Here is a 23,426-nt window from a genome sequence, read left to right on the forward strand (position 1 = left end):
ACCCGCCCTCTCAGGGCAGGACCTGCGGAATGACCTCGGGATTCATGTGGCCCACGATGCCACCGATGATGGCACCGACGAGCGCATGGGGGAGTGCGCCGAGCACGAGGCAGATCGGGTAGCCCACGCCCAACACGATCACGGACGGGAGGCAGTTGACCAGGGTGGCGAGCGCACCGAGACCGGCACCAGCGGCAGCACCGTTGATCACCGGGTCGGAGTTCTCGGCCTTCGGATCGGTCGCGACGTCCTGCAGCTGGGTCTCGATCACATCCGCGACCACGGGAGCGGCCACCTCCGAGACAGCGCCTTCGCCGGAAATCTCGGCGTCCTGCGAAATCGCTTCGCCCGCCGGGGTGGCGGATCCGAACGAGAACTCGGCGATGGCGGTCTCGTAGCTGTCCCCCTGCACGGCCATCGCGGTGACCGGCTGAGCCTGCTGGTCGGCGAAGGCATCCGCCGACGCGACACCACTTCCAGCGAAGGTGACCGCCACAACCACCGGCAGTGCACCGAGAAGAATATTGCGAGTTGAGCGCATGAACATCAAGTACTCCCTCTCGACCGTGTGCCCCCCGAACCGGACCAATCGAACGTCGACCGGGCTATTAGTAATAGCCATCCAGCCTTAAAGGCAACTTTTGTGATCTATTTCACATTGACAGTCGGGACCAATCCATTTCGAACCATCGATCGGTCGGTCCACAGTCCCGAAGACCTCGAGCACGTCGCGCCTTGAAACCACCAGGCCTGCTCACATATCGAGGCCGAGGTCGAGGACGCGGACCGAGTGGGTGAGGGCGCCGATGGCGAGGTAGTCGACGCCGGTGCGGGCGTAGTCCGCGGCCTGTTCGAGCGAAAGCCCGCCCGAGGACTCGAGTTTCGTGTTCGGCGCGGTGGCGTCGCGGCGCTGGACGGCGGCCTGGGTCTGCCACAGCGGGAAATTGTCGAGCAGCACCAGCTCGACGTTCTCGGCCAGCACCGCGTCGAGCTGTTCGAGGCTGTCCACCTCGACCTCGCAGGCTATGTCGGGAGCGAGCTCACGGACGGCACGCAGGGCGTTGACCACCGAGCCCGCCGCGACCACGTGGTTGTCCTTGATCAGCGCAGCATCACCCAGCCCCATCCGGTGATTCACACCGCCACCCACGCGCACCGCGTACTTCTGCAACGCGCGCAACCCGGGCAGCGTCTTGCGGCTGTCACGGATCTCGCAATCGGTCCCGTCGACCTCGTCGACCCAGGCCGCGGTGGCGGTGGCGATCCCGGACAGGTGACACACCAGGTTCAGCATGGTCCGTTCGGCGGTGAGCAGACCGCGCGTCGGCGCCTCGATACTCAGCACGGAGGTGCCGGGCTCCACCCGGGTACCGTCGGCGACCCGGTCGGTGACGGAGTAGTTCCCGGCGCCGATCACCTCGTCGAGCACCAGCAGCCCGACATCGAGCCCGGCCACGGTGCCGTTTTGGCGCGACACCACCGACGCCTTGCTCACCGCGTCGGCGGGCACGGTCGCGACCGTGGTGACGTCGGGCCCGTAACGCAGATCCTCGTCGAGCGCGGTACGGATCAGCGTCAGCAACTCGTCACGATCCAAGGCGGCATCCAGAGCCATCACTGCACTCCTGTTCTCGGGCGCACCGTGCGCCGGTTCGGTAAGGCGGAGGACATGATCCGTCCACCGGTCTTGCTCAGGCGACTGCGCCCGGTCTTCATCGCGCACAGACCGGCGCCGCGACGACATCGACGGTGGACAATTCGAGCGCGCCGTCGTCGCCCAGCCGCACCGCGGTGCTGTGCCGGCGGTCCTCGACCTGGCCCGGGTACTCCGAGCGCGTGTGGCAGCCCCGGCTCTCGGCGCGGTCGGCGGCCGCGACCAGCAGCGCACGAGCGGTCAGCGTCAGCGCGGCGTCCTCGATCCGGCGCAGCGAGCGCGGCGCGTCGAACACCCCCTCGCCGGAGCCGGTTCCGTCGAGCGGCTGGACAGCCCGCGGCGAGGCGTTGTCCAGCGGCGAGGCCACCGACCGCGCCGCCTCGATCCGCGCCAGTGCGGAACCGAGCCCGGCACCGTCACGCACGACGGAGGCGTGCTCGGTCATCACCTGCTGCACCAGGGCCCGATCGGCGTATTCCACCGTCCACGACGGGATCTCCTCGATGCGCGATCGCACACCGTGCCGCTCGGCCGCCGCGACACCGGCCCGTTCGCCCACCACCAAGCCCTCGAGCAGACTGTTGGAGGCCAGCCGATTCGCCCCGTGCAGTCCGGTCCTGGCGACCTCACCGGCGGCATAGAGCCCGGGAACCCCGGTCCGCCCGTGGGTGTCGGTCAGCACCCCACCGCACTGGTAGTGGGCACCGGGCGCGACCGGAATCAGTTGCGCCACAGGGTCGATCCCGGCCGCCAGACACGAAGCGGTGATCGTCGGGAACCGCTGCGCGAAGCCGTCGATCCGGCGCGCGTCGAGGAAGACATGATCGGTCCCCGTCGCCCGCATCCGCTCCGCGATGGCCCGCGACACCACATCCCGCGGCGCCAGATCACCCCGCGGATGCACGCCAGCCATCACCGAATTGCCATCGGTATCGACAAGAATCGCGCCTTCACCACGCACGGCCTCACTGATCAACGGCCGCCTGCCCACTCCGCCCGGGATGTAGAGCACCGTCGGATGGAACTGCACGAACTCGAGATCGGCCACCGCGGCCCCGGCCCACAGGGCCAGTGCCACACCGTCTCCGGTCGCGCCGGGCGGATTGGTACTCGAGGCATAGAGCTGTCCGAGCCCGCCGGTCGCCAGCAGCACCGCGGGCGTGCGCACGACACCGAAACCGTTGTCCGACACCGCGACAACGCCACGCACACCGTCGGGCCCGGTCATCACGCGCAAGGCGGCGGCACCGAACAGCACCGGCAGCCCGGCCGCGTTGAGCGCCCGCTGCACCTCGGCCCCGGTGGCGTCACCACCGGCGTGGATGATCCGGCGGGTGCTGTGCCCGCCCTCGCGGGTGCGCGAGATCTGGCCGTCGCGACCGAGATCGAAGACCGCGCCGAGGTCGGTCAGCGCGGCCACCGCCGCCTGCCCGCCCGCCACGATCGAGCGCACCGCGTCGACCTCGCACAGCCCGGCACCGGCCTCGACGGTGTCGTGCACATGGGAATCGACCGAATCACCCTGTGGCGCAACGACCGCGATGCCGCCCTGGGCGTACTGCGTCGAGGTGTCGGTGGGCCCGCCCTTGCTCAGGATGAGCACCCGCAGCCCGCGCAGCGACGCCGTGCGCGCGGCCGTCAGCCCCGCGACACCACCGCCGATGACCACCAGGTCGACCTCGGCCTCCCAGGAGACCGGAACCGTCGCCCTCATGGTCGTTACCGGCTCGACCGCGCGGCGAAGGGCGCGGTCACTCCCCACCGCCGGGGTTGCCGATCGCGATCATCCGCTGCACCGAGGCGCGACCGGCCTCGGCCATCGCCAGGTCGACGTGCACCTCGTCGGCGCCCTCGACCAGGCAGCGCAGCAGCGCGGCCGGGGTGATCATCTTCATGTACGGGCAGGAGGCCCGGTCGTTGACGGCCTGGAAGTCGATGCCGGGTGCCGCCTTGCGCAGCTGGTGCAGCATGCCGATCTCGGTCGCGACCAGCACCTGGTTCGACTTGGCGACCTTCGCGGCGTCGATCATGCCGCCGGTGGACAGGATGTGCACCCGGTCGGCCGGGAACGAACCCTCGCCTGCCAGGTACAGCGCCGAGGTGGCGCAGCCGCACTCCGGGTGCACGAACAGCTCGGCGTCGGGGTGCGTGCGGGCCTGCTCGGTGAGCTCGTCACCGTTGATGCCCGCGTGCACGTGGCACTCGCCCGCCCAGATGTGCATGTTCTCGCGCCCGGTCTCGCGCTTGACGTGCGCGCCGAGGAACTGGTCCGGCAGGAACAGCACCTCACGGTCCGGGTCGATCGAGGCGACCACGTCGACGGCGTTCGACGACGTGCAGCAGATGTCGGTGAGTGCCTTCACCTCGGCGGTGGTGTTCACGTACGACACCACCATCGCGTCGGGGTACTCGGCCTTCCAGGCGCGCAGTTCCTCGGCGGAGATGGAATCGGCCAGCGAGCAGCCCGCACGCTGATCCGGGATGAGCACCGTCTTGGCGGGGCTGAGTATCTTGGCGGTCTCGGCCATGAAATGCACGCCGCAGAACACGATGGTGTCTTCTTCGGCTTCGGCCGCGATCCGCGACAGCGCCAGCGAGTCGCCCACGTGGTCGGCCACGTCCTGGATCTCGGGCAGCTGGTAGTTGTGCGCGAGGATCGTGGCGTTGCGCTCACGCGCCAGCCGCCGCACCTCCTGCGCCCACTCCGGCGTCGCTTCGACACCCGTGTACCCCGTGGGTCCGTCGAAGACCGAACCCATCAGCGTCGGCTGTGTAGTCGTCGTCGCCATGGTGGCTCCCTTCCTCGTGCGAACGGCTCCATCGCCTCGATTCGCACCAAACCAGGTTTTCGACTTAGAATCGAAAACGTGCCCCATAGTAACACCATCCACGAATCGCTCACCGCGGTGTTCCAGGTACGCCGCTTCCCTGCCGATGTTTCCGCAGGTGGCGGCGCCGCGGGTCGTTCCAGGCACCCGGAACTGGCGGTGCTGCTGTGGGAGCGGGCACTCGACCCACAGAAGGGCACCTGGTCGCTGCCCGGCGGCAGGCTACGCGACGACGAGGAGCTCGACGCCTCGGCCCGGCGCCAGCTCGCCGAGAAGGTCGACGTCCGCGAGCTGGCCCACCTGGAACAGCTCTCGGTGTTCAGCGACCCCGACCGCGTCCCGGCCCCGCGCCGCATCGCCTCGGCCTACCTCGGCCTGGTCCCGCTGACCACCGAACCCGAACTCCCGCCCGACACCACCTGGCACCCGGTCTCGGCACTCCCGGACATGTCCTTCGACCACCGCACCGTCGTCGACCACGCCCGCACCCGGCTGGCCGCCAAACTCTCCTACACCAACATCGCCTACGCCCTGGCCCCCGACACCTTCACCATGTCCACACTCCGCGAAATCTATTGCGCGGCACTGGGTTACGACGTAGACACCACCAACCTCCAGCGAGTCCTCTCCCGCCGCAAGGTGATCACCCCCACCGGCGACACCGCCCCCTCCGGCCGCGCGGGTGGCCGCCCAGCCGCCCTCTACCGCTTCACCGACTCCGGCCTCCGCGTCACCGACGAATTCGCCGCCCTACGGCCGCCGCACTGATCGGAGCCGTTCACTTCCCGGCGTCGGCGAGGATGCCGAACAGCAGGGCGTCGACGCCGGCGACGAACACCTCGTCGTTGGTGATCGGGCCCTGCGTGGCGGCGGGTTCGGTCGCGAACAACGCCGCGAGGTGCGGGAAGTCGCCCGCCGGTGCGGCGAGACCGGCACCGAGTTGCGCGGCGGACAGACCGGCCGCTTCCTGCGCGGCGAAGGTCGCGCCCCAGCCGGACAGCAGGGCGATGCCCATCATGGTCGCGCCTGCGGCGAGCCCGGCGGGGGCCAGCGCACCGGCCATCCGGTCCAGGTAGCGCACCGAATTGGGGCCCATGGCCGTCGGGCCCGCCTGCGCCAGCCACGGGTGCCTGCGGTGCAGCGCGCGGGACTGCTCGGCGAGGGCGAGCACGTCGGCGCGCACCTCGCCGGTAGCGGCCGGGTAGTCGTATTCGCCCGCCACCCGGTCGACCATGAGCGCGATCAGGTCGTCCTTGCCGTCGACATAGCGATACAGCGAGGCGGCGGCGGTGCCGAGCTCGTCGGCGACCCCGCGCATCGAGACCGCGCGCAGCCCGCCCGCGTCGGCGCGCCGTACGCAGGCGTCGGCGAGCTGGTCGAGCGTGTACGCCGGGCGCGGCCCCGGCCGGGGCGCTCCGCCGCGCGACCACAACGAGGATCCGGTGTGCGTCATAGGTGTCAGCATGCCGCAGAACGCTAGTTGCGAACAGCGTTAGCAGATGCGTATCCTGCAATTGCGAACACTGTTAGCAATGAAGGGAGGATGCCGTGCACGCCATCGAAGCCACCGCATTGACCAGGACCTACGGCAAGAACACCGTGGTCGACGGGGTAGATCTACAGGTGCCGACCGGCCAGGTACATGCCCTGCTCGGCCCGAACGGCTCGGGCAAAACCACCACCGTGCGCATGCTGGCGACTTTGGCGCGGCCCACGTCCGGCCGGGCCACGATCCGCGGTTTCGACACCGTCGGCCAGGCCGACGACGCGAAGCGGCAACTCGGCCTGGTCGGCCAGTTCCACGCCGTCGACCCGCGCCTGACGGGACGGCAGAATCTCGTGCTGCTGGCCCGCCTCAACGGCTTCCGCGCCGCCGCGGCCCGCCGTCACGCCGCGGAGTTGCTGGACCGATTCGAACTGACCGGGGCCGCCGATCGCACGGCAGGCACCTATTCCGGTGGCATGCGCCGCAGACTCGACATCATCGCGGGCATGATCGTGCGCCCCGCCGTGCTGTTCCTCGACGAGCCGACAACCGGGCTCGATCCGCACAGCCGCAACGAGATCTACACCTACATCCGCGATTTCGTCGCCGAGGGCACCACCGTGCTGCTCACCACCCAGTACCTCGACGAGGCGCAGCGCCTGGCCGACGCGATCACCATCCTGGAAGCCGGGCGGGTGATCGCGACCGGAACTCCGGAACAGATCCTCGCGGCCGTGCCCGCCGGTCTCGACCTGGTCGTCGCCGATCCACACCGCCACGACGAGGTGCTGGCAATCCTCGGCAGCTTCGGCGGCTCGCCGGTGGATCCCCCACCAGCACAGCATGATTCGCCGCTGGAACTGTCCTTCACCTTCACCGGCGCGGCACCCGGTCTGCTCACGGTCCTGCGCGCACTCGACGCCGCCGACATCACCGTCCGCGATATCGGCACCCGCGCAACCACTCTCGACGACGCGTTCCTCGCGCTCACCGGTCGCGATCGGATCGCGGCATGAGCGCCGCCGGCACCCGCGAGGTGTCCGTGTACGCCGGTGCGTCGATCCTGTTCGGGCGGGTGCTGACCAACTACCGCAACTCCCCCGGCCTGTTCGCGATCACCCTGGCCGCGCCACTGGGCATGATGCTGCTGTTCGGCTTCGTCTTCGGCGGCGCGCTCGCCGGCGGCGGCGACGCCACGGCCTACCGCGCCTACCTGGTGCCCGGCGTGCTGGTCCTGGTCGCGGCCATGGGCCTGACGTCCACCGCGTCGACCGCGAACGCCGACCTGCACAGTGGATTCACCGATCGGCTCCGCGCGCTGCCGCTGTCGCCGGCGGCCGCCCCTGCCGGGCTCGCGCTGGCCGAGACCGTGGTCGGTGTCCTCGCGCTCGCGCTGATGTCCGGCGCGGGATATCTGCTCGGCTGGCGGGTGGACGCGGGAGCCGGCGAGGTCGCGGCGGCGATCGCACTGTTGCTGGCGTTCCGCTGGGTCCTGGCCTGGCTCGGCATCGCGCTCGGTACCGCGATCAAGGACGAACAAGCGCTGCAGCAGGCGGCGCCGATGATCTTCGGCGCGCTGATGTTCTCCAACGTCTTCGTCCCGACCTCGACCATGCCCACCGGCGTCGCGACCATCGCCGAGTGGAATCCGGTGAGCGCCGTCGTCGGGGCCCTGCGCGCGCTGCTCGGGTCCGATCCGGCCGCGTCGGCGGGCGCCTGGCCGACCCAGCATCCGGTACCGGCCGCCTGGCTGTGGATCGCGGTTTTGTTCGCCCTCTCCGCACCCCTCGCGATCCGCCGCTACGCGAGTTCGGCCTGAGCTATTTGTCGGTGGTCGCTGTCACACTGCTCGCATGGACAACAACGCGGCGGACGCGAAAGAGATCACTTCTTACGACGACCCGGACGCACCGTGGAACCGGGAGTACTCGGCCGAGGAGATGGCCGGGTGGAACGACGGCGTCGTCCGGGAATTCCGGGAGAACAACGGTCGGGTCGGTGGCGACTACGCGGGGGCCACGCTGCTCCTGTTGACGACCACCGGCGCCAAAAGCGGTAAGCAGCATGTGGTTCCGCTGGGCGCGCTGTATCGCGGCGATGTCCTGTATGTGAGCTCGTTCATCGAGGACCGGTATCCGGCCTGGGTCCACAACGCCAAGGCCGACCCGCGGGTGACGATCGAGTTGGGCGGGGAGAAGTTCGCGGCGACGGCCGAGGTGCTCACCGGCGCCGGGTACGACGAGTTCGCGGCCTGGGCACTGGCGGAGAATTCACTACTGGCCGAATATCAGGCCAAGGTCGACAAGCCGCTGCCCCTGGTGGTGCTGACCCGAGATACCCAGTAGGAGATCAGGATTCGTATCGGCGATCGCGATGCTTCGGCGCTCGCCGGTACGTCCGCCCGCTGGGCACCGCGGTGGCGGCGGAGGAACTGCGCAGTGCGTGGCGGCGCCGCCACGCAGCGAGATCAGGTCGCTCGGTCGGTGCGTCGGTCTCGGTCTTCTCGGTGGCGCGCATGGCCGTTCCTCCCCGGTGCGGATTTGACCTGTCGACGGTAGGCGAGCGGGCCGCGATGGGGCCACCGGTTTTCCGGTGCGCGACAGCACGTCGTCACGGCCGCTTCTCTTCCCGCTCTTCTTCCGGCACCTTCTTCGGCAGCGGCGCGCCGATCAGCACATCGGCCCACCGCGTCGACGGATCGATATCGAGCAGCAGCGCCTTGACCAGCAGGGTCAGCGGGATGGCGAGCAGGGCGCCGAGCGCGCCGATCACCCACGCCCAGAACACCAGCGACAGGAAGGTGACGGTCACGCTCAAACCGACGGCGTCGCCGACGAATTTGGGCTGGATGATCGACTGGATGACGAAGTTGATCACCGAATAGACCACGATCACCCAGATCATCAGCACCGGCCCGCTGTCGAGCAGGGCCAGCAGCGCGGGCGGGATGACACCGATGACGAAGCCGATATTCGGGATGTAGTTGGTGATGAACGACAGCAGCGCCCACAGGATCGGCAGCGGCACCCCCATCAACCACAGTGCGCCACCGTCGATCACCGCCACGATCGCGCCGAACACGGTGGACACAATGAGGTATTTGCGGGTGCCGTCGGCGAAGGAGAGCAGCGCGTCGGCGATGGCGGGCCGCTGCTGCTGCACCACGCCCATCCGCTTGTCCATGGACATCCCGTCGATGGCCATGAACAGCAGCAGCGCGAGGACGAAGAACAGATTCGAGAAGACCCCGAGCACCCCGCCGAGCAACTGCTCGACGAACTCGACCACCTTGCCGACATCGATGCCGTCGAGCACCTGGTGGATCTGGTCGGAGCTGATGCCGAAGTCCGACAGCAGCCCCCGGGCGTTGTCGAGCAGCGAGTCCAGCTTGTCGGCGTACTCCGGCAGCAGCGAGGCCAGCTGCCACGCCGACACCGCCAGCGCCCCGCCGATTCCGAGCAGAATCGCCACCACCGCGAGGAGGGCGATGATCATCCCCGCCCACGCGGACCACCCGCGCCGCTGCGCCCACCCCTGCAACGGCTGGACCGCGATGGTCAACATGAGGGCAAGGAAGATCGGTCCGACGATGCCGGAAAAGGCTTTCAGCCCCCCGATCACGACTACGCCGGCGGCCAGCGACAGCAGGACGATCAGTCCGCGAGGAATCGACCAGGACGGTAGCGCTGCTGCGCCCGTGCTCGGCTCGGACATCGACACTCCCTCGGTCTGGTGAACTCAGCCGGAGAGGACTTCGCGCTGCGCCGCACAGTCCTCCGGAACCGACGCTAGGGAGGTCACGGGCGGCGCACATCGCCCGTTCTGGATGAATCCGGCTAGGCGGTCTTCATCTGCGGGGCAGGCGGTGGCTCCGTCGTCCGCCTGCCCAGCCGCCCGACGGCCCAGAACGCCAGCTCGACCACCCAGAACAGCCACAGCGACAACGTCACCACGACGACGGGCACCGTCAGGAACACCACCGACGGCACCGCGATCACGACCCAGCGCGCGACGTCTCCTGGTGTCGCGCCGCGCAACCGGCTACCCAGACGGACTGCGGCCCACATCATCCAGCGCCGCGGCGTCGAGACCTCGAACTCGTGCAGGCACCGACGGAAGATCCCGTCGGCGTCGGCACGGCTGATCGTGTCCGTGCGGCACAGGTAATCGTGCAGGATCGCGGCCCGGGTGTAGGCGCCGTAGCGCGGGATCAGCCAGACCAGCGAACGTGGCACCGACGCGAAGTCGGTGCGGAAACCGGCGGGGACCGTAAAGGTCTGGACCGCACCTTGATACGTGAGCGGCTCGGTGAGTCGCCAGAATTTCGCGTCCAGTTCCTCGACGACCGGACCACCACCGATGAAACCCACGACCGCTCCTCTCGAGCCGTCTACCTGCCGTTATAGACGATGGTAGAGACCCGGACGGCGTGAGATCCGCGCTCAGGCGCGCGGTTGCGGACTCGAATCGAAATCGCCGCTCGGCCGATACTCCTCGGCCTGGACCGGCAGTGGATAGTCGTCGATCTCGGCCGGGCGCAGGTCGCCGAGCAAACCCGCAGTGCCGGAACCGAGATCGGTGCGCGGGTGCAGTGCGGCGAGGAACAACAGCACGAGCGCGGCCAGGAACGGTTGCACCAGCAGCGCGAGATCGGTGCCGACCTCGGCGGGCAACGCGACGATCGTCCCGACCGCGGGATCGTCCGGACGCGGATGCCGCAGTTCGGCGACCGCTTCGCCCACCCACATCATCACCGCGGCACCGAGTCCCGAGGCCAGCAGGATGCCGACGACCAGCAAGGGCCCGCGCACGATCCGCACCCGCCAGGCCGCGGCCGCGCTCAGCACCGCGACCACCGCACCGAGGCACAGGAACATCCCGACGGCGTCGAACAGGTGCAGGCTCTCGCCGGTGAGCACGGCGGCGCGACCGGGCTGGGTCACCCGCAGCCGTTCGGTCGGCGCGAGCAGTCCCCAGGCCACGCCCGCCGCCGCGCTCGCCGCGAGCACGACGGCCGCGACGACACCGACGCCGATCAGCTCGCGGCGCAGCACCTCGGGGCGCGGCCCGGCGCCGACCTCGGCCACCACTACCGGCGTTCCAGCTGCGCCGATTCGATGACCCCGTGCCGGGAGCACTTGGCCCACCAGCCGTCGGGGCTCACCTGCACGATCATCCGGCGGCCGCACTGCTCACAGAAGCGCGGCGGCTCGAGCCCGAGCGCCGCCGAAGCGGGCATCGCGTCGTCGAGTCCGGGCACGATCCGCTTGCCGGTGAACGGGTTATAGCGCTCGTCCATATCAGTCACCCTACTGTGCCGATGCCTCAGAGGGTTTCGTTGAACGCCTTGATCGGCATCTTCAGCTCACCCAGCAGATCGAGATCCGATTCGGCGGGGCGGCCGAGGGTGGTCAGATAGTTGCCGACGATGACGGCGTTGATGCCGCCGAGCATGCCCTGCTTGGCGCCGAGGTCACCGAGGGTGATCTCGCGGCCACCGGCGAAGCGCAGGATGGTGCGCGGCAGCGCGAGGCGGAACGCGGCGATGGCGCGCAGCGCGTCGGCGGCGGGCAGCACCTCGAGGTCACCGAAGGGGGTGCCGGGACGCGGGTTGAGGAAGTTCAGCGGCACCTCGTCGGGCTCGAGCGAGGCCAGCTGCGCGGCGAATTCGGCGCGCTGCTCGATGGTCTCGCCCATGCCGAGGATGCCGCCGCAGCAGACCTCCATGCCCGCCTCGCGCACCATCCGCAGGGTGTCCCAGCGCTCCTCGTAGGTGTGCGTGGTGACGACCTTCGGGAAGTGCGACTTGGCGGTCTCGAGGTTGTGGTTGTAGCGGTGCACGCCCATCGCGGCGAGCTGGTCGACCTGCTCCTGGTTCAGCATGCCCAGCGAGCACGCGACCTGGATGTCGACCTCGTTGCGGATGGCCTCGACACCCGCGGCGACCTGCGCCATCAGGCGCTCGTCCGGGCCGCGCACCGCGGCGACGATGCAGAACTCGGTGGCGCCGGTCTTGGCGGTCTGCTTGGCCGCCTCGACCAGGCTGGGGATGTCGAGCCAGGCCGCGCGCACGGGCGACTGGAACAGGCCCGACTGCGAGCAGAAGTGGCAGTCCTCGGGGCAGCCGCCGGTCTTGAGGCTGATGATGCCCTCGACCTCGACCTCGGGGCCGCACCACTTCATCCGCACCTCGTGGGCGAGCTCGAGCAGCGCTTCCAGGCGATCGTCGCCCAGGCGCAGCACCTCGACGGTCTGCGCCTCGGTGAGGCCTTCGCCGCGCTCGAGCACCTGCTCACGGGCGATGGCCAGAATGTCGGTCTGGACGGGTGCCTGTGTCACGACGTGATGTCCCTTCGACGGGGTACGTGCACGGGGCACGGGTGTGATCCACCCGGCGTAGCCGTGCAACTTGAACGGTGTTCAGGCTAGGGTAGCTGCTAGGGGTGAGACACGACACCCGGGTCGGTGAATTCGAAGGGAAGGACGCGCGTGCAGCTGCGGAAGACGGATGTGGTCGATGCCGCCGTCGACATTCTCGACCAGTACGGACTCGCCGATCTGACGATGCGCAGGCTCGCCGGTGCACTGCAGGTGCAGCCGGGCGCGCTGTACTGGCACGTCAAGGACAAGCAGTCGCTGCTCGGCGCGGTCGCCGACCGGATCCTGGCGCCGATGGACGAGCCGATCACGGCCACCGGATGGCCCGAGCAGCTCGCCGAACTCGCCCACCGCCTGCGCGACTGCCTGCTCGCCTACCGCGACGGCGCCGAACTGGTCTCGGCCACCTATGCCTCGCGCCTGACCACCAGCAAGGCGCGCGAACGCCTCGCCGGGATCGTCATCCGGGCCGGAATGACAAGGGAGGAAGCCGAACTCACGGCCTACACCCTGCTCTACTACGTCCTCGGCCAGACCGTCGACGAGCAGTCCCGCATGCAGATGGACTCCGTCGGCGCGCTGCCCGACGGAGCCTCTCCGCTGCTCGAAACGCCCGATCCCACAGCCCGTTTCGACTTCGGTCTGCAGTTGTTCATCGCGGGCGTGCGCACCATCCTCGGTACGCGGGTGCGCTGATCGCGGGCTAGGCGCTGCCGGTCATCATGCCGAGCAGCTGGAACGGCATCATCGCGTACATGAACGCGACCCAGATCGGTCCCCGGACGGGGTCCCCCGCGAGATAACCCTCGACCAGCCAGTTGATGACATCGGTAGATCCCATACTGTCCACTCCTTGTCGTTACTTCGGTTCACTATCACTGTCGGGGTAGCCGATCACGGCGTTACCGCAGTTCGTAGCGCTGCGCGTAGCGGGTGGGCGGTTCACCGAAGATCGTGCGGAAGTCACGGCTGAGGTGGGCCTGGTCGGCGTACCCGAGCTCGGCGGCGGTTGCGGCCCCATCGATCTCGGTTCGCTCGGTGAGGCGCTCGGTGATCTCGTGCAGGCGATGGCGAGTGTATGTCGCGTTTGTTCAAGACAGCACCCGCGTCACGGTGGTTACCTCGATCTATGTCCGAAACCGAACGCGTGGCACGCGCCGCCGAACCGTTGTCGAACCTCCTGCACACCATCACGCCGGATTGTCTCGCCGCCCCGACCCCGTGCACCGAGTTCGACGTCCGCGCCCTGCTGAACCATCTGCTGTTCTGGGGTCCGTCGCTGATCGGCGCGGCCCGGAAGGAGGCGATCGCCCCGCCCGCGGCCGCCGAATCCGAGGTCGATCTGACCGACAGCGACTGGGCCGCGGCCCTCGACACCCAGCTCGACGACCTCGCCACCGCCTGGCGAAACCCCGATGCCTGGCAGGGCGTCACGCACATGGGCGGCCCGATGCAGCTGCCCGCTCCGCTGGTCGGTGGCATGGTGGTCGGCGAACTGATCGTGCATACCTGGGACCTCGCCCGCGCTCTCGGCGCCGCACCGCAATGGGACGACGACCTGCTCCGCTACGCCTACGACGAAACCGCCGCCACCGCCGACCAGGGCCGCCAGATGGGCATCTACGGACCCGAAATCCCGGTCGCCCCCGACGCTCCCCTCCTCGACCGCGTCCTCGGCCTCACCGGCCGCGACCCCGCCGGGAAGTAGGCCGCCACCACAACTCCTTGGCCCGATCACATCCACGGCCTCCGACAGCGACTCCGAGTCCACGTTGGCCGCCACACCACCGCGGCTTCCCCGCTCGTAGCCTCCTCGCCGCATCCCGAATAGCCTTGGGCTGCAACATCACTCATCACTGACCACCCGCGGCTGGGCGCGGCCGGGGAACCATCGGTGGATCGCGACCGTGCCGAGACCGACGCCGACGGCGAGCAGCGCGCCGGCGGCGGCCAGGCCCGCGAACGCGCCGACGATGCCGACGGAGACCGGACCGGCGAACATGCCGACATCATGGGTCAGCCGCCAAGCGCCGAGGAATTCCGCGCGGCGGTCCTCCGGTGCCGCGAAGGCGCCGACGGTCATGATCAACCCGTTGCTGAGCCCGTTGGCCAGGCCGAGCAGCATGGTCGCCGCGCCCATGGTGAGCGCCGAGTAGGTGAACGGCAGCACCGCGTACCCGGCGGCGAAGCAGATACCGCAGGCGATGCCGGTGACCCGGCTGCCCGCCCGGTCCAGCCACACCCCGGCCGGATACGACATGAGCACATCGACCGCGCCCGCCAGGCCGAACAGCAGACTGGTGGTCGCGGCGTCGATGCCCAGATGCGCCGCCCACAGCGGCAGCAGCGCCGACCGCGATGCCCGCGCCGCGCCGACCGCCACCGCCGCGAGCCCGAGAGTGCCCAGCGCCCTGCGGTTTTCGGAGAGCACGGTGTGCAGCGGCCGCAGCGCCGCCTGGCCGATCTCACCGGAGCGGATCGTCACCATCGCGGCGCTGGCCAGCAGCGTGGTGACCAGTTGCAGCCACAACGCGCCGACCGGCCCGTACCCGTGCACCAGCGCCGCACCGAGAAACGGCCCGCAGAAGAACCCGAGCCGATGCGCGCCCGCCAGCGTCGACATGGCCCGGCCCCGCTGCTCCGGCGCGACCACCGACACCAGATAGGTCTGCCGCGCCAGTCCCCACACCGCACCCGCCGCCCCGTTGAGCAGCAAACCCAGTGCCAGCACACCGAGATTCGGCGCGAAGATCGCCGCGAGCACACCAACCGTCCCGAGCACGCTGCCGACCCCGACCGCAGCCCGCTCCCCGATCCGCGCGACGATCCGGCCCGCAGGCAGATCGGTCAACACCATCCCGAGCCCGCCCAAAGCGACGATCAGCCCCGCAGGACCCGCCGACGCACCGAGATCCAGCGCCCGCAGCGCGTACATCGGCGCGGCGGCCCCCACACCGACGCCGTACAACGCCATCGGCGCGAACACCGGCCACACCAGCGAGCGCAGCTGCACCGGAGCGGTGCCGATCACCTCCGCGGTCATCGCGCCAACCCGGCACGGGGACGCCGACGACTATCCGGTTTCGCAGCAGTACAACAGTTTTCGTCGTCCAGCACACTCATCCGACGGTAACGGGTTCCGGCGCGAACCGGCTCCGCGGACGGGCGAGACCGAAGTGGTCACGCAGGGTCGTGCCCGTGTACTCGGTGCGGAACAGCCCGCGCTCCTGCAGGATCGGCACCACCGACTCGGTGAACACCTCGAGCCCACCGGGGTAATACGGTGGCATCACATTGAAACCGTCGGCCGCGCCCTGGGTGAACCATTCCTCGATGGTGTTCGCGACCTGCTCGGGCGTACCGGCGAAGACCCGGTGCCCGCGGGCGCCCGCCAGCCGGTGCAGCAGCCCACGCAGGGTCGGCCGTTCCCGCTCGACGATGCCCGCCACCACCTGTAGCCTGCTGCGCGCGTTGTCGGTGACATCACCGGCCCCGGCGAACACCTCCACCGGCACCGGTTCGTCGAGCGCGAGGGCGCGCAGCGACGTGCCGGTGATCGATTCCAGCTGCTTGATCCCGTATTCGGGCACGGTCAGCTCGTTGAACTCCCGCTCCAGACGCAGCGCGGCGGCCTCGGTGTCGGCGATGAACGGGCTGATTCCCGGCAGGATCTTCACCTCGTCGGCGTCGCGCCCGTACTCGGCGGCCTTGGCCTTGATGTCGGCGTAGAAGGTCTGCGCATCCGAAAGCCGTTGGTGCGCGGTGAAGATGGCCTCGGCGTACTTGCCGGCGAAGGCTCGTCCCTCGTTGGAGGCACCCGCCTGCACCAGCACAGGATGCCCCTGCGGCGTCCGCGCGGCATTGAACGGTCCACGCACGCGCAGATGTTCGCCGACGAAGTCGATCGGATGGATCTTGTCCGGGTCGGCGTAGATGCCCGCGGCGCGGTCGAGCAGGATCGCGTCGTCCTCCCAGCTGTCCCACAGGGCAACCACCGCGTCGACGAATTCCCGTGCGCGGGCGTACCGTTCGGCGTGATCGGGGTGCCGGTCGAGCCCGAAGTTGGCCGCCGCCAAGTCGGTTCCGGTGGTGACGATGTTCCAGCCGGCCCGCCCACCGGAGATGTGGTCGAGCGAGGAGAACAGCCGAGCCAGGTTGTAGGGCTCGTAGTAGGTGGTCGACGCGGTGGCGATGAGACCCAGATGTGTTGTCGCCGCCGCGATCGCGGTCAGCAGGGTGATCGGCTCCAGGCCGGGCGCCGCATTGTGGCGAACATCGGTGCGCAGGGCCGGCCCGTCGGCGAAGAACACCGCGTCCAGCTTCGCCGCCTCGGCGGTGCGCCCGATCTCCTGGTAGTAGGTGACGTCGTAGATGCGCTCGGGCCTGCTGTCGGGGTGCCGCCAGGCGGCCTCGTGGTGCCCCGACGGGTAGATGAACGCGTTGAGACTCAGTTGCCGTGGTGCACTCATGACGCTGCTTTCACTTCCTCGAATTCGGTGGTGTCGACGCCGAGCCCGGCCAGCAGAACCTCGCGCAGCCGGACGAACTCCGGGTGCGCGTGCCTGCGCGGGCGCGGCGCGTCGATGCGCTGATCGATGGCGATCCGCCCCTCGTCCAGGACCAGTACCCGGTCCGCGAGCAGGACCGCCTCGTCCACGTCGTGGGTCACCAGCAGGACGGCGGGCCGATGTCGCTCGCACAGCGCCTGCAACAGGGCGTGCATGCGGATCCTGGTCAGTGCGTCGAGCGCGCCGAACGGTTCGTCGGCCAGCAGCAGCTCCGGCTCACGCACCAGTGACCTGGCCAGCGCCACCCGCTGCTGCTCACCACCGGAAAGCTCACGCGGCCACGCCTTCTCGCGCCCCGCCAGCCCGACCTCGGCCAGCGCCGAGCGGCCACGCTCCGCGGCGTCGCGCCCGGTGAGCCCGAGCACCACATTGTCGAGCACCCGCGCCCAGGGCAGCAGCCGCGAATCCTGGAACACCACCGCGCGCTGGGTCGGCACGGTCAGCTCACCGGAACCCGGCACGTCGGCGTCGAGTTCGGCCAGCGCCCGCAACAGCGTGCTCTTACCCGAACCGCTGCGGCCGAGCAGGGCGACGAACTCACCGCGCCGGATCTCGATGTCGATGCCGTTCAACACGATTCGCTCGCCGAAGCCGCGGGTGAGTGCGCCGGTGCGCACCACGATCCGGTCCTCGTTCAGTCGCCCAGTGTCTGTCGCCATGCCAGCGCCTTCCGTTCCGCCGCCCGCACGGCGAGGTCGCCGAAGAGCCCGAGGAGTCCGTAGATCACCAGACCGACGACGATCACGTCGATCTGTCCGTAGGTGCGCGCCTGCGTCATCAGATAGCCGATGCCGCTGGTCGCGTTGACCTGTTCGACCACGACCAGCGCCAGCCACGAGATGGTCACCGCCAGCCGCAGCCCGAGAAAGAATCCGGGCAGTGACCCGGGCAGCGCGATCCGCCGCAGAAATTCCCACCGCGACAGCCCGACCGTTTCGGCGAGCTCCACATACCGGGCATCCACGCTGCGCAGATAAGCGTGGGTGTTGATGTAGACCGGGATCAGCACGCTGGTCGTGATGACGATCAGCTTCATCTCCTCGCCGATGCCGAACCAGACGATGAACAGCGGGATCAGCGCCAGCGTCGGAATCGAGCGCTTGATCTGCACCGGGCCGTCGACGACCGCCTCCCCGAGCCTGCTCAGCCCCGCCACCAGCGCGAGCACAACGCCGATCACCACACCGAGTCCGAGCCCGATCGCCGCGCGCTGCAGCGAGGTCAGCAGGTTGGACTGCAACCGCCCGTCGGCGATCAGGTCACCCGCGGTCTGGGTGACTGTCCACGGCGCGGGCAGCGTCTCCGGATCCAGTGCGCCCGTGGCCGATCCGAGCACCCACGCGCCGATGAGCAATGCCGGTCCGAGCGCGAACCCGAACGGAATCGGCTTGCCCGGCCCGAGCCTGCGCCTGCCCCGCCCGCGCGGCGTGAGCGCCTCGACCGGGGCGGCGGTGCCGGTGCGGATACGCCGCAGCACCCCCGCGTCGATGGTCGCCATCAGCTCGTCGCCGGCGCGAACGCCGCCCCGCTGGTGGTGACCGCCTCGGTGACCGCGGCGTCGAAGCGCAGATCGAAGCCGTCGGCGGCCTTGATCTTCTTCGGCAGCTCACCCACGGCGTCGATCGCGTCGATGGTGGTCTGCTGGCGGGCGACCAGCTGCTGATCCAGGTGCGGGAACGTGTAGGTGCCGAGCGAGTCGACGATCCGCTTCGCGTCGTCGGCGCTGACCTTCTGGATCTCCACGTAGTACTTGGTCGCCCATTCCTCGCGGTGCGTGTTGGTCCAGTTCCAGGCCCGCACGAACGCGCCGACGAGAGCACGGGTGGCCGCCGCCTTCGCCGGATCCTGCACCACCGCGCGGCGCGCGTAGAGGTAGGCCAGGCCGCTGTAGATGCCGGTGGTCTCGGAGTCCGGGATCAGCGACGTGCCCTGGGTGCGCAGCAGGCGGGTGACATTGGGTTCGATCAGCGGAGCCACGTCGACCTGACCGGTGCGCACGGCGTCGAGGAATTCCGCCAGCTGCAGCCGGACCAACTGCACGTCGGCCGGCGTCAGCCCCGCCTTGGTCAGCGCCTTGAGCACCGCGGCCTGCTGCGAGGTTCCCTCGGCGTAGGCGATCTTCTTGCCCTTCAGATCCGTGAGCTTCGTGATCGCACGCCCCGGCGCGACGGCGAGCTTCAGCGCCTGCGGGTTGGTCTGGTACGAGCCGACGATCGGCACGTCCTGCCCGGCGGCCAGCGCGTGGATCGGCGGAACGTCACCCACCTGGCCGACATCGGCGGCGCCTGCCCGGAACGCCTCGAGAATGGCGGGCCCTCCGATGAAGTTGGCGAACTCGATCTTGAACGGCAGCTTGTCCAGCTCCCCGGACAGCCGCAGGGCCGACTGCAGCCGCTCCTGCTGATCGGCGACGATCAGGGTGGTGCCCGGCGGTACTTCGGTCGGCAGCGGCGTGTCAGGGGTGCCGACCGGCGCGTCACTGCCGTTCGAGCAGCCGCTCAGGCCGAGCGTCGCCACGGTAGCCACCGCGAGGAGCGCGGCGGTGGCTCGGCCGCGCAGGCCGGGCAGGAAGGTGTTCGGTCGGTGCATGTACGGATTGAAGCAATCGGGCGGTTCGCCGAACAGCTTTAGCCTTACCGTGATTGGAAACCGGGACGCGCGCCGCCATCCACCGCCGTCCCCGGTCAATCTATGGCACGGGGTGCCGCGCTAAGGTCGATGCGTCCTCCCCGGTGGGTGTGGGAATCCGGTGCAATTCCGGAACGGTCGCGCCACTGTGATCGCCTCGCGGCGAGAGTCAGACCTCCCTCGCCGGGCACCCTCCGAAAGGGCCGCGCCTTGCCTGTGGTGAACCCGCGATGATCCGTGCCCGGATCTCGCTCGCCTTGCCCCTGCTCGGGGCGCTGTTACTGGTCGCCATGCTCGGCGCCACCGGCTTCGGCGCCGAGATCGTCCCCGTGTCCGCGGTGCTCGACACCCTCGGCGCCCGCCTGACCGGGACGGCACCCACCGACCTTGGCATCGACACCATCGTCTGGCAGCTCCGGGTGCCACGCACGGTCCTGGCCGCGGTGGTCGGCGCCGGATTGGCGCTGGCAGGCGCGGCGATGCAGACCCTGGTGCGCAATCCGCTCGCCGATCCCTACCTGCTCGGGGTCTCCTCAGGTGCGGGCGTAGGCGCGGCCGCGGTGATCACCTCGGGCCTGTTCGCCGGCGCCGGCATCTGGGCACTCTCGGGCGGCGCGCTGGCCGGTGCGTTCGGCGCGGCCACCCTCGTCTTCCTCGTCGCCTTCGCCCAGGGTGGTCTGACGCCGCTGCGGTTGGTCCTCACCGGCACCGTGCTCGGCTTGGCCTTCGCGGCGTTCAGCAGCTATCTGGTGTTCCGCAGCACCGATCCCGCCGCCGCGCAGTCCGTGCTGTTCTGGCTGCTCGGCAGCCTGGCCGGAGCGGACTGGACGACACTCGCGGTGCCGCTGGTCGTCGTGCTGGTCGCTGGTGCCGTCTTGATGGCCATCGCCGGGTGGCTCGACGCGCTCACTCTCGGCGCGACCACCGCGTCGTCGATCGGTGCTCCGGTGAAGGAACTGCGCATCGGTCTGTTCGTACTGCTGGCGGTCCTCGTCGGCGTGCTGGTGGCGGTGTCGGGCGGAATCGGCTTCGTCGGGCTGGTCGTCCCCCATGCCGCGCGCATGATCGTCGGTCCACGCCACCGCAATCTCCTCCCCGCCTGTGCCCTGTGCGGCGCGCTGTTCCTCGTCGTCGCCGACGCCGCGACCAGGGTCCTGGTCCGCCCCACCGAGATCCCCGTCGGCGTCTTGACCGGCCTGATCGGCGCACCGACCTTCCTGCTCCTGATGGGTAGACGTCGCTACCAGTTCGGCACCTCATGACCGCGCACGAACACACTGCCCGTCGGCCGGCAACCGCCACCGACGGCGAGCCCGGCAGGCACGCGGGTGACCACGGCGATGTCGGCAGCGCTGAAGCCGACGCGAACGTCGACAGCGCGGCCCGATCGAACGCCGCGCCGGCCGGGGCGGTGCGGGCGGTCGAGCTGACGTGCTCCGTCGGCCGGCGCGACATCGTTGCCGGCGCGGACTTCTCGATCGAGCCCGGCGAGACCGTGGGCATTGTCGGGCCCAACGGCAGCGGCAAGACGACGCTGCTCCGAACTCTGGCCGGTATCCGGAAACCCGCGCGGGGCCGCGTGCTCGTCGACGGCCGGATGCTGCACGGGCTACGACCACGACAGCGGGCGACCACGGTGGCCTTGGTGGCCCAGGACGAGAGCCCACCCGCCGACATGCTCGTCGGCGAAGTGGTTGCCCTCGGCCTGACTCCTTACCTGCCGCCGTGGGGGCTCGGTGCGCCACGCGAGCAGCAGCAGGTGATGGAAGCACTGGCAACAGTGGACCTTTCGGGTTTCGCCGATCGCCCGGTGCAGCAGTTGTCGGGCGGCGAACGTCAGCGCGTGCTGCTGGCCCGTGCGCTGCTGCAGGACACCCCGGTCCTGCTCCTCGACGAGCCGACCAACCACCTCGACGTCACCCACCAGCTCGAACTCCTCGATCTGGTCCGCGGACTGCGGCGCACCGTCGTCACCGCCCTGCACGATCTGTCGCTGGCCGACCGCTACTGCGACCGGATCATCGTGCTGCACAACGGCTCCGCCCGGCCACCGGCCCCACCCGCGCAAGCACTGACGCCCGAGGTCGTCGCCGAGGTGTTCGGTGTCGACGCGGCCCGCGTCCAGCATCCGGCGACCGGCGAAGACCACCTGTTGATCACCCCGCGAAAGGCGCGATGATGAAGAACACCGGCCGGATCCTGGCCACCACCGCACTCGCCGCCGTCCTGGCGGCCTGCACCGGCACCACGGCGGACACCGCGACGACGATCAGTGTGCGCAACTGCGGCAAGGACACTCCGTTCCCCGCCCCCGCGCAGCGGCTGTTCGTCAACGACGGCAACCTCATCTCGATGGTTCTCGCCCTCGGCGCACAGGACCAGGTGGCCGCCGTGTCGAGCATCCAGCGCGACGCCGACACCCTGCGCAAGCACTACGGCGCCGCCGTCGTCGACGGGCTGAAGTCCGTCGCCCCCGAATACCCGTCCCGCGAAACCGTGCTCGCGCAGCGCCCGGACGTCATGGTGGCCGGCTGGAGCTACGGCTACGACGAGGCGAGCAACCTCACCCCCGCCTCTCTGCAGAAGGACGGCGTCGCGGCCTACACCCTCACCGAGAGCTGCCGCCAGCAGGACGGCGCCGCCGCGCGCGGCACGGTCGAACCGTGGACCGCGCTGCGCACCGACCTGACCGATCTCGGCGCGATCACCGGCAGGCCCGACCGCGCGGCGGAGGTCACCGCCGACCTCGACAGCAGGCTCGCCGCCTTGTCCGCGGCACCGAAACCGGCGAAGGCGCCGACCGTCTTCCTGTTCGACAGCGGCACCGACACCATCTACTCCAGCGGGAAATTCGGTGCGCCCCAGGCGATCCTCGAAGCCGCGGGCGCCCGCAACATCCTCGACGACGTCGCCGACACCTGGACCAAGGTCTCCTGGGAGCGGCTCGCCGCCGCCGACCCGGACGCCATCATGTTCGTCGACTACCCCGGGCAGTCCTACGCGCAGAAGGTCGAGCTGCTGCGCACCAAACCGGGCATCAACGGTCTGCGCGCGGTCCGCGACGGCCGGTTCTTCAACCTGCCGTACGCGCTGTGGACCAGCGGCCCGCTCAATATCGACGCCGCCGAACAGATCCGCAAGCAGCTCGAAGCATGGAACCTCGTGCCTGCGTCGAATACGACGCCCCGCGCCGACGACGCGGTCCGCTGACCTCGCGTCGGGTGCGGCCGGTCAGTCGACCGTGCCGCGCTCGGCCAGCGCGACAATCTTCGCGAGCGCCACCTGCCAGGCCCTCTCGTTCTCGTCGAGGGTCATGCCCGGCGGCACACCCTCGTGCAGCACTTCGAGATCGGTACCTCCTGCCGCGTCGGCCAACACGAAGGTCATGGTCTGCTCGCCTGCCATATCCGGTATATCGGTGACGAACTCCAGGACCTGCTCCACCCGCTCATCCTGGATCAGTGCCAGGAACCGCCCGTAGTACGCATGGTGCCGCGCCCTCGTCTTCCCCGCATCGGTCGTCTCGTCATGGGTGACGGTGATCGAGAAGACACCGCCCACCTCCGGCTCGAACCGGTGCATCTCGCTGACCATTCCGTCGGGCACCATCCAGGCTCTGACGGCATCGGCATCGACGAGCAGCCGATACACGGTCGCGCGGGGCGCATTGATGTGGGTGCCGATCTTCGTGGTCGCCATACCTCCACGGTAGCCCCAGAGCCCGCCGATCGGCCGTATGGCACGAACGCAAAAAGGCCCTCCAACCGTAGTTGGAGGGCCTTTCGCAATGATGTTCCGGCGGTGTCCTACTCTCCCACACCCTGTCGAGTGCAGTACCATCGGCGCAGGTGGCCTTAGCTTCCGGGTTCGGAATGGGACCGGGC

At 69.5% G+C, this 23,426-nt stretch carries 27 protein-coding genes, 1 rRNA gene and 1 pseudogene; 9 read left to right on the forward strand and 20 right to left on the reverse strand.

What is annotated here, in order from left to right; genetic code table 11:
* Positions 1–10: 10 nt before the first annotated feature.
* From ACWF82_RS13790 to nadA, 4 genes are all read right to left on the reverse strand, one after another.
* Positions 11–547, reverse strand: coding sequence for a hypothetical protein (locus ACWF82_RS13790; protein WP_452501085.1), 537 nt, complete (start codon positions 545–547; stop codon positions 11–13).
* 207 nt (positions 548–754) lie between these two features.
* Positions 755–1,615 carry a carboxylating nicotinate-nucleotide diphosphorylase gene (gene nadC, locus ACWF82_RS13795; RefSeq protein ID WP_452501087.1) on the reverse strand — a complete coding sequence of 287 codons (861 nt, stop codon included), beginning with the start codon at positions 1,613–1,615 and terminating at the stop codon, positions 755–757.
* 97 nt (positions 1,616–1,712) lie between these two features.
* Complete coding sequence (locus tag ACWF82_RS13800) at positions 1,713–3,368, reverse strand: L-aspartate oxidase (RefSeq protein WP_452501089.1); 1,656 nt, start codon at positions 3,366–3,368, stop codon at positions 1,713–1,715.
* Between the two features lie 37 nt (positions 3,369–3,405).
* Positions 3,406–4,443 (reverse strand): quinolinate synthase NadA, encoded by a 1,038-nt coding sequence (gene nadA / locus ACWF82_RS13805; RefSeq protein ID WP_452501091.1) that lies wholly within the window; start codon positions 4,441–4,443, stop codon positions 3,406–3,408.
* Between the two features lie 78 nt (positions 4,444–4,521).
* Here nadA and ACWF82_RS13810 point away from each other — a divergent pair, with 78 nt between their 5' ends.
* Positions 4,522–5,250, forward strand: a complete 729-nt coding sequence (locus ACWF82_RS13810) for an NUDIX hydrolase (protein WP_452501093.1) — start codon at positions 4,522–4,524, stop codon at positions 5,248–5,250.
* 10 nt (positions 5,251–5,260) lie between these two features.
* Here the strand turns inward: ACWF82_RS13810 and ACWF82_RS13815 are convergent, their stop codons facing one another.
* Positions 5,261–5,935 carry a TetR/AcrR family transcriptional regulator gene (locus ACWF82_RS13815; protein ID WP_452501095.1) on the reverse strand — a complete coding sequence of 225 codons (675 nt, stop codon included), beginning with the start codon at positions 5,933–5,935 and terminating at the stop codon, positions 5,261–5,263.
* Positions 5,936–6,030: 95 nt separating this feature from the next.
* Between ACWF82_RS13815 and ACWF82_RS13820 the strand changes: the two genes are divergently transcribed.
* The 3 genes from ACWF82_RS13820 to ACWF82_RS13830 are packed head-to-tail and all read left to right on the forward strand — an operon-like array spanning position 6,031 to position 8,313.
* Positions 6,031–6,984: an ABC transporter ATP-binding protein gene (locus tag ACWF82_RS13820; RefSeq protein ID WP_452501096.1), complete on the forward strand. Its 954-nt coding sequence runs from the start codon at positions 6,031–6,033 to the stop codon at positions 6,982–6,984.
* Entirely contained in the window at positions 6,981–7,787 is an 807-nt protein-coding gene (locus ACWF82_RS13825) for an ABC transporter permease (protein WP_452501098.1), read from the forward strand. The genes ACWF82_RS13820 and ACWF82_RS13825 overlap by 4 nt, the downstream gene beginning before the upstream one ends.
* A 34-nt stretch (positions 7,788–7,821) precedes the next feature.
* The gene (locus tag ACWF82_RS13830; RefSeq protein WP_452501100.1) at positions 7,822–8,313 is read left to right on the forward strand and encodes a nitroreductase/quinone reductase family protein; all 492 of its coding nucleotides are present in this window, start codon (positions 7,822–7,824) and stop codon (positions 8,311–8,313) included.
* A gap of 4 nt (positions 8,314–8,317) precedes the next feature.
* On the opposite strand, the gene ACWF82_RS13835 is transcribed toward ACWF82_RS13830, so the two are convergent.
* The 6 genes from ACWF82_RS13835 to bioB form a co-directional block, all read right to left on the reverse strand.
* Complete coding sequence (locus ACWF82_RS13835) at positions 8,318–8,485, reverse strand: hypothetical protein (RefSeq protein WP_379308738.1); 168 nt, start codon at positions 8,483–8,485, stop codon at positions 8,318–8,320.
* A gap of 93 nt (positions 8,486–8,578) precedes the next feature.
* Positions 8,579–9,682 (reverse strand): AI-2E family transporter, encoded by a 1,104-nt coding sequence (locus tag ACWF82_RS13840; protein ID WP_452501103.1) that lies wholly within the window; start codon positions 9,680–9,682, stop codon positions 8,579–8,581.
* Positions 9,683–9,804: 122 nt separating this feature from the next.
* Complete coding sequence (locus ACWF82_RS13845) at positions 9,805–10,338, reverse strand: DUF1353 domain-containing protein (RefSeq protein ID WP_452501105.1); 534 nt, start codon at positions 10,336–10,338, stop codon at positions 9,805–9,807.
* A 72-nt stretch (positions 10,339–10,410) separates the two neighbouring features.
* On the reverse strand, positions 10,411–11,055 hold the full coding sequence (locus tag ACWF82_RS13850) for a DUF2567 domain-containing protein (RefSeq protein ID WP_452501107.1): 645 nt from the start codon (positions 11,053–11,055) through the stop codon (positions 10,411–10,413).
* Between the two features lie 2 nt (positions 11,056–11,057).
* Positions 11,058–11,267 (reverse strand): biotin synthase auxiliary protein BsaP, encoded by a 210-nt coding sequence (bsaP, locus tag ACWF82_RS13855; RefSeq protein ID WP_378854095.1) that lies wholly within the window; start codon positions 11,265–11,267, stop codon positions 11,058–11,060.
* A 26-nt stretch (positions 11,268–11,293) separates the two neighbouring features.
* On the reverse strand, positions 11,294–12,307 hold the full coding sequence (gene bioB, locus ACWF82_RS13860; RefSeq protein ID WP_452501109.1) for a biotin synthase BioB: 1,014 nt from the start codon (positions 12,305–12,307) through the stop codon (positions 11,294–11,296).
* 150 nt (positions 12,308–12,457) lie between these two features.
* Between bioB and ACWF82_RS13865 the strand changes: the two genes are divergently transcribed.
* Positions 12,458–13,042 (forward strand): TetR/AcrR family transcriptional regulator C-terminal domain-containing protein, encoded by a 585-nt coding sequence (locus ACWF82_RS13865; RefSeq protein WP_452501111.1) that lies wholly within the window; start codon positions 12,458–12,460, stop codon positions 13,040–13,042.
* Between the two features lie 7 nt (positions 13,043–13,049).
* Here ACWF82_RS13865 and ACWF82_RS13870 read toward each other — a convergent pair whose 3' ends face one another.
* A complete protein-coding gene (locus ACWF82_RS13870) occupies positions 13,050–13,187 on the reverse strand; it encodes a hypothetical protein (protein WP_379085493.1) in 138 nt (45 codons plus the stop codon).
* 61 nt (positions 13,188–13,248) lie between these two features.
* Positions 13,249–13,413: pseudogene (locus tag ACWF82_RS13875) on the reverse strand (helix-turn-helix domain-containing protein); the annotation flags it as partial.
* Positions 13,414–13,475: 62 nt separating this feature from the next.
* Between ACWF82_RS13875 and ACWF82_RS13880 the strand changes: the two are divergent.
* Positions 13,476–14,054 carry a TIGR03086 family metal-binding protein gene (locus tag ACWF82_RS13880; RefSeq protein WP_452501113.1) on the forward strand — a complete coding sequence of 193 codons (579 nt, stop codon included), beginning with the start codon at positions 13,476–13,478 and terminating at the stop codon, positions 14,052–14,054.
* Between the two features lie 138 nt (positions 14,055–14,192).
* Here ACWF82_RS13880 and ACWF82_RS13885 read toward each other — a convergent pair whose 3' ends face one another.
* From ACWF82_RS13885 to ACWF82_RS13905, 5 genes are all read right to left on the reverse strand, one after another.
* Positions 14,193–15,389: an MFS transporter gene (locus tag ACWF82_RS13885; RefSeq protein ID WP_452501115.1), complete on the reverse strand. Its 1,197-nt coding sequence runs from the start codon at positions 15,387–15,389 to the stop codon at positions 14,193–14,195.
* A 76-nt stretch (positions 15,390–15,465) separates the two neighbouring features.
* Entirely contained in the window at positions 15,466–16,815 is a 1,350-nt protein-coding gene (locus ACWF82_RS13890; protein ID WP_452501116.1) for an LLM class flavin-dependent oxidoreductase, read from the reverse strand.
* Positions 16,812–17,573, reverse strand: a complete 762-nt coding sequence (locus tag ACWF82_RS13895) for an ABC transporter ATP-binding protein (protein WP_452501118.1) — start codon at positions 17,571–17,573, stop codon at positions 16,812–16,814. Before ACWF82_RS13895 ends, ACWF82_RS13890 begins: the two co-directional genes overlap by 4 nt.
* Positions 17,549–18,412, reverse strand: coding sequence for an ABC transporter permease (locus tag ACWF82_RS13900; protein WP_452501120.1), 864 nt, complete (start codon positions 18,410–18,412; stop codon positions 17,549–17,551). Before ACWF82_RS13900 ends, ACWF82_RS13895 begins: the two co-directional genes overlap by 25 nt.
* Entirely contained in the window at positions 18,412–19,503 is a 1,092-nt protein-coding gene (locus ACWF82_RS13905; RefSeq protein WP_452501122.1) for an ABC transporter substrate-binding protein, read from the reverse strand. Before ACWF82_RS13905 ends, ACWF82_RS13900 begins: the two co-directional genes overlap by 1 nt.
* Positions 19,504–19,772: 269 nt before the next feature.
* Here ACWF82_RS13905 and ACWF82_RS13910 point away from each other — a divergent pair, with 269 nt between their 5' ends.
* Genes ACWF82_RS13910 through ACWF82_RS13920 form a run of 3 tightly spaced genes read left to right on the forward strand, consistent with a single transcriptional unit; the run spans position 19,773 to position 22,752 of the window.
* Positions 19,773–20,804 carry a FecCD family ABC transporter permease gene (locus ACWF82_RS13910; RefSeq protein WP_452501124.1) on the forward strand — a complete coding sequence of 344 codons (1,032 nt, stop codon included), beginning with the start codon at positions 19,773–19,775 and terminating at the stop codon, positions 20,802–20,804.
* On the forward strand, positions 20,801–21,721 hold the full coding sequence (locus ACWF82_RS13915; protein ID WP_452501126.1) for an ABC transporter ATP-binding protein: 921 nt from the start codon (positions 20,801–20,803) through the stop codon (positions 21,719–21,721). Before ACWF82_RS13910 ends, ACWF82_RS13915 begins: the two co-directional genes overlap by 4 nt.
* Complete coding sequence (locus tag ACWF82_RS13920; protein WP_452501150.1) at positions 21,721–22,752, forward strand: ABC transporter substrate-binding protein; 1,032 nt, start codon at positions 21,721–21,723, stop codon at positions 22,750–22,752. The genes ACWF82_RS13915 and ACWF82_RS13920 overlap by 1 nt, the downstream gene beginning before the upstream one ends.
* A gap of 21 nt (positions 22,753–22,773) precedes the next feature.
* On the opposite strand, the gene ACWF82_RS13925 is transcribed toward ACWF82_RS13920, so the two are convergent.
* The gene (locus tag ACWF82_RS13925; protein WP_452501127.1) at positions 22,774–23,241 is read right to left on the reverse strand and encodes an SRPBCC domain-containing protein; all 468 of its coding nucleotides are present in this window, start codon (positions 23,239–23,241) and stop codon (positions 22,774–22,776) included.
* 94 nt (positions 23,242–23,335) lie between these two features.
* Positions 23,336–23,426 (reverse strand): 5S ribosomal RNA (rrf, locus tag ACWF82_RS13930); the annotation flags it as partial.

Source organism: Nocardia sp. NPDC055053, from assembly GCF_053608285.1.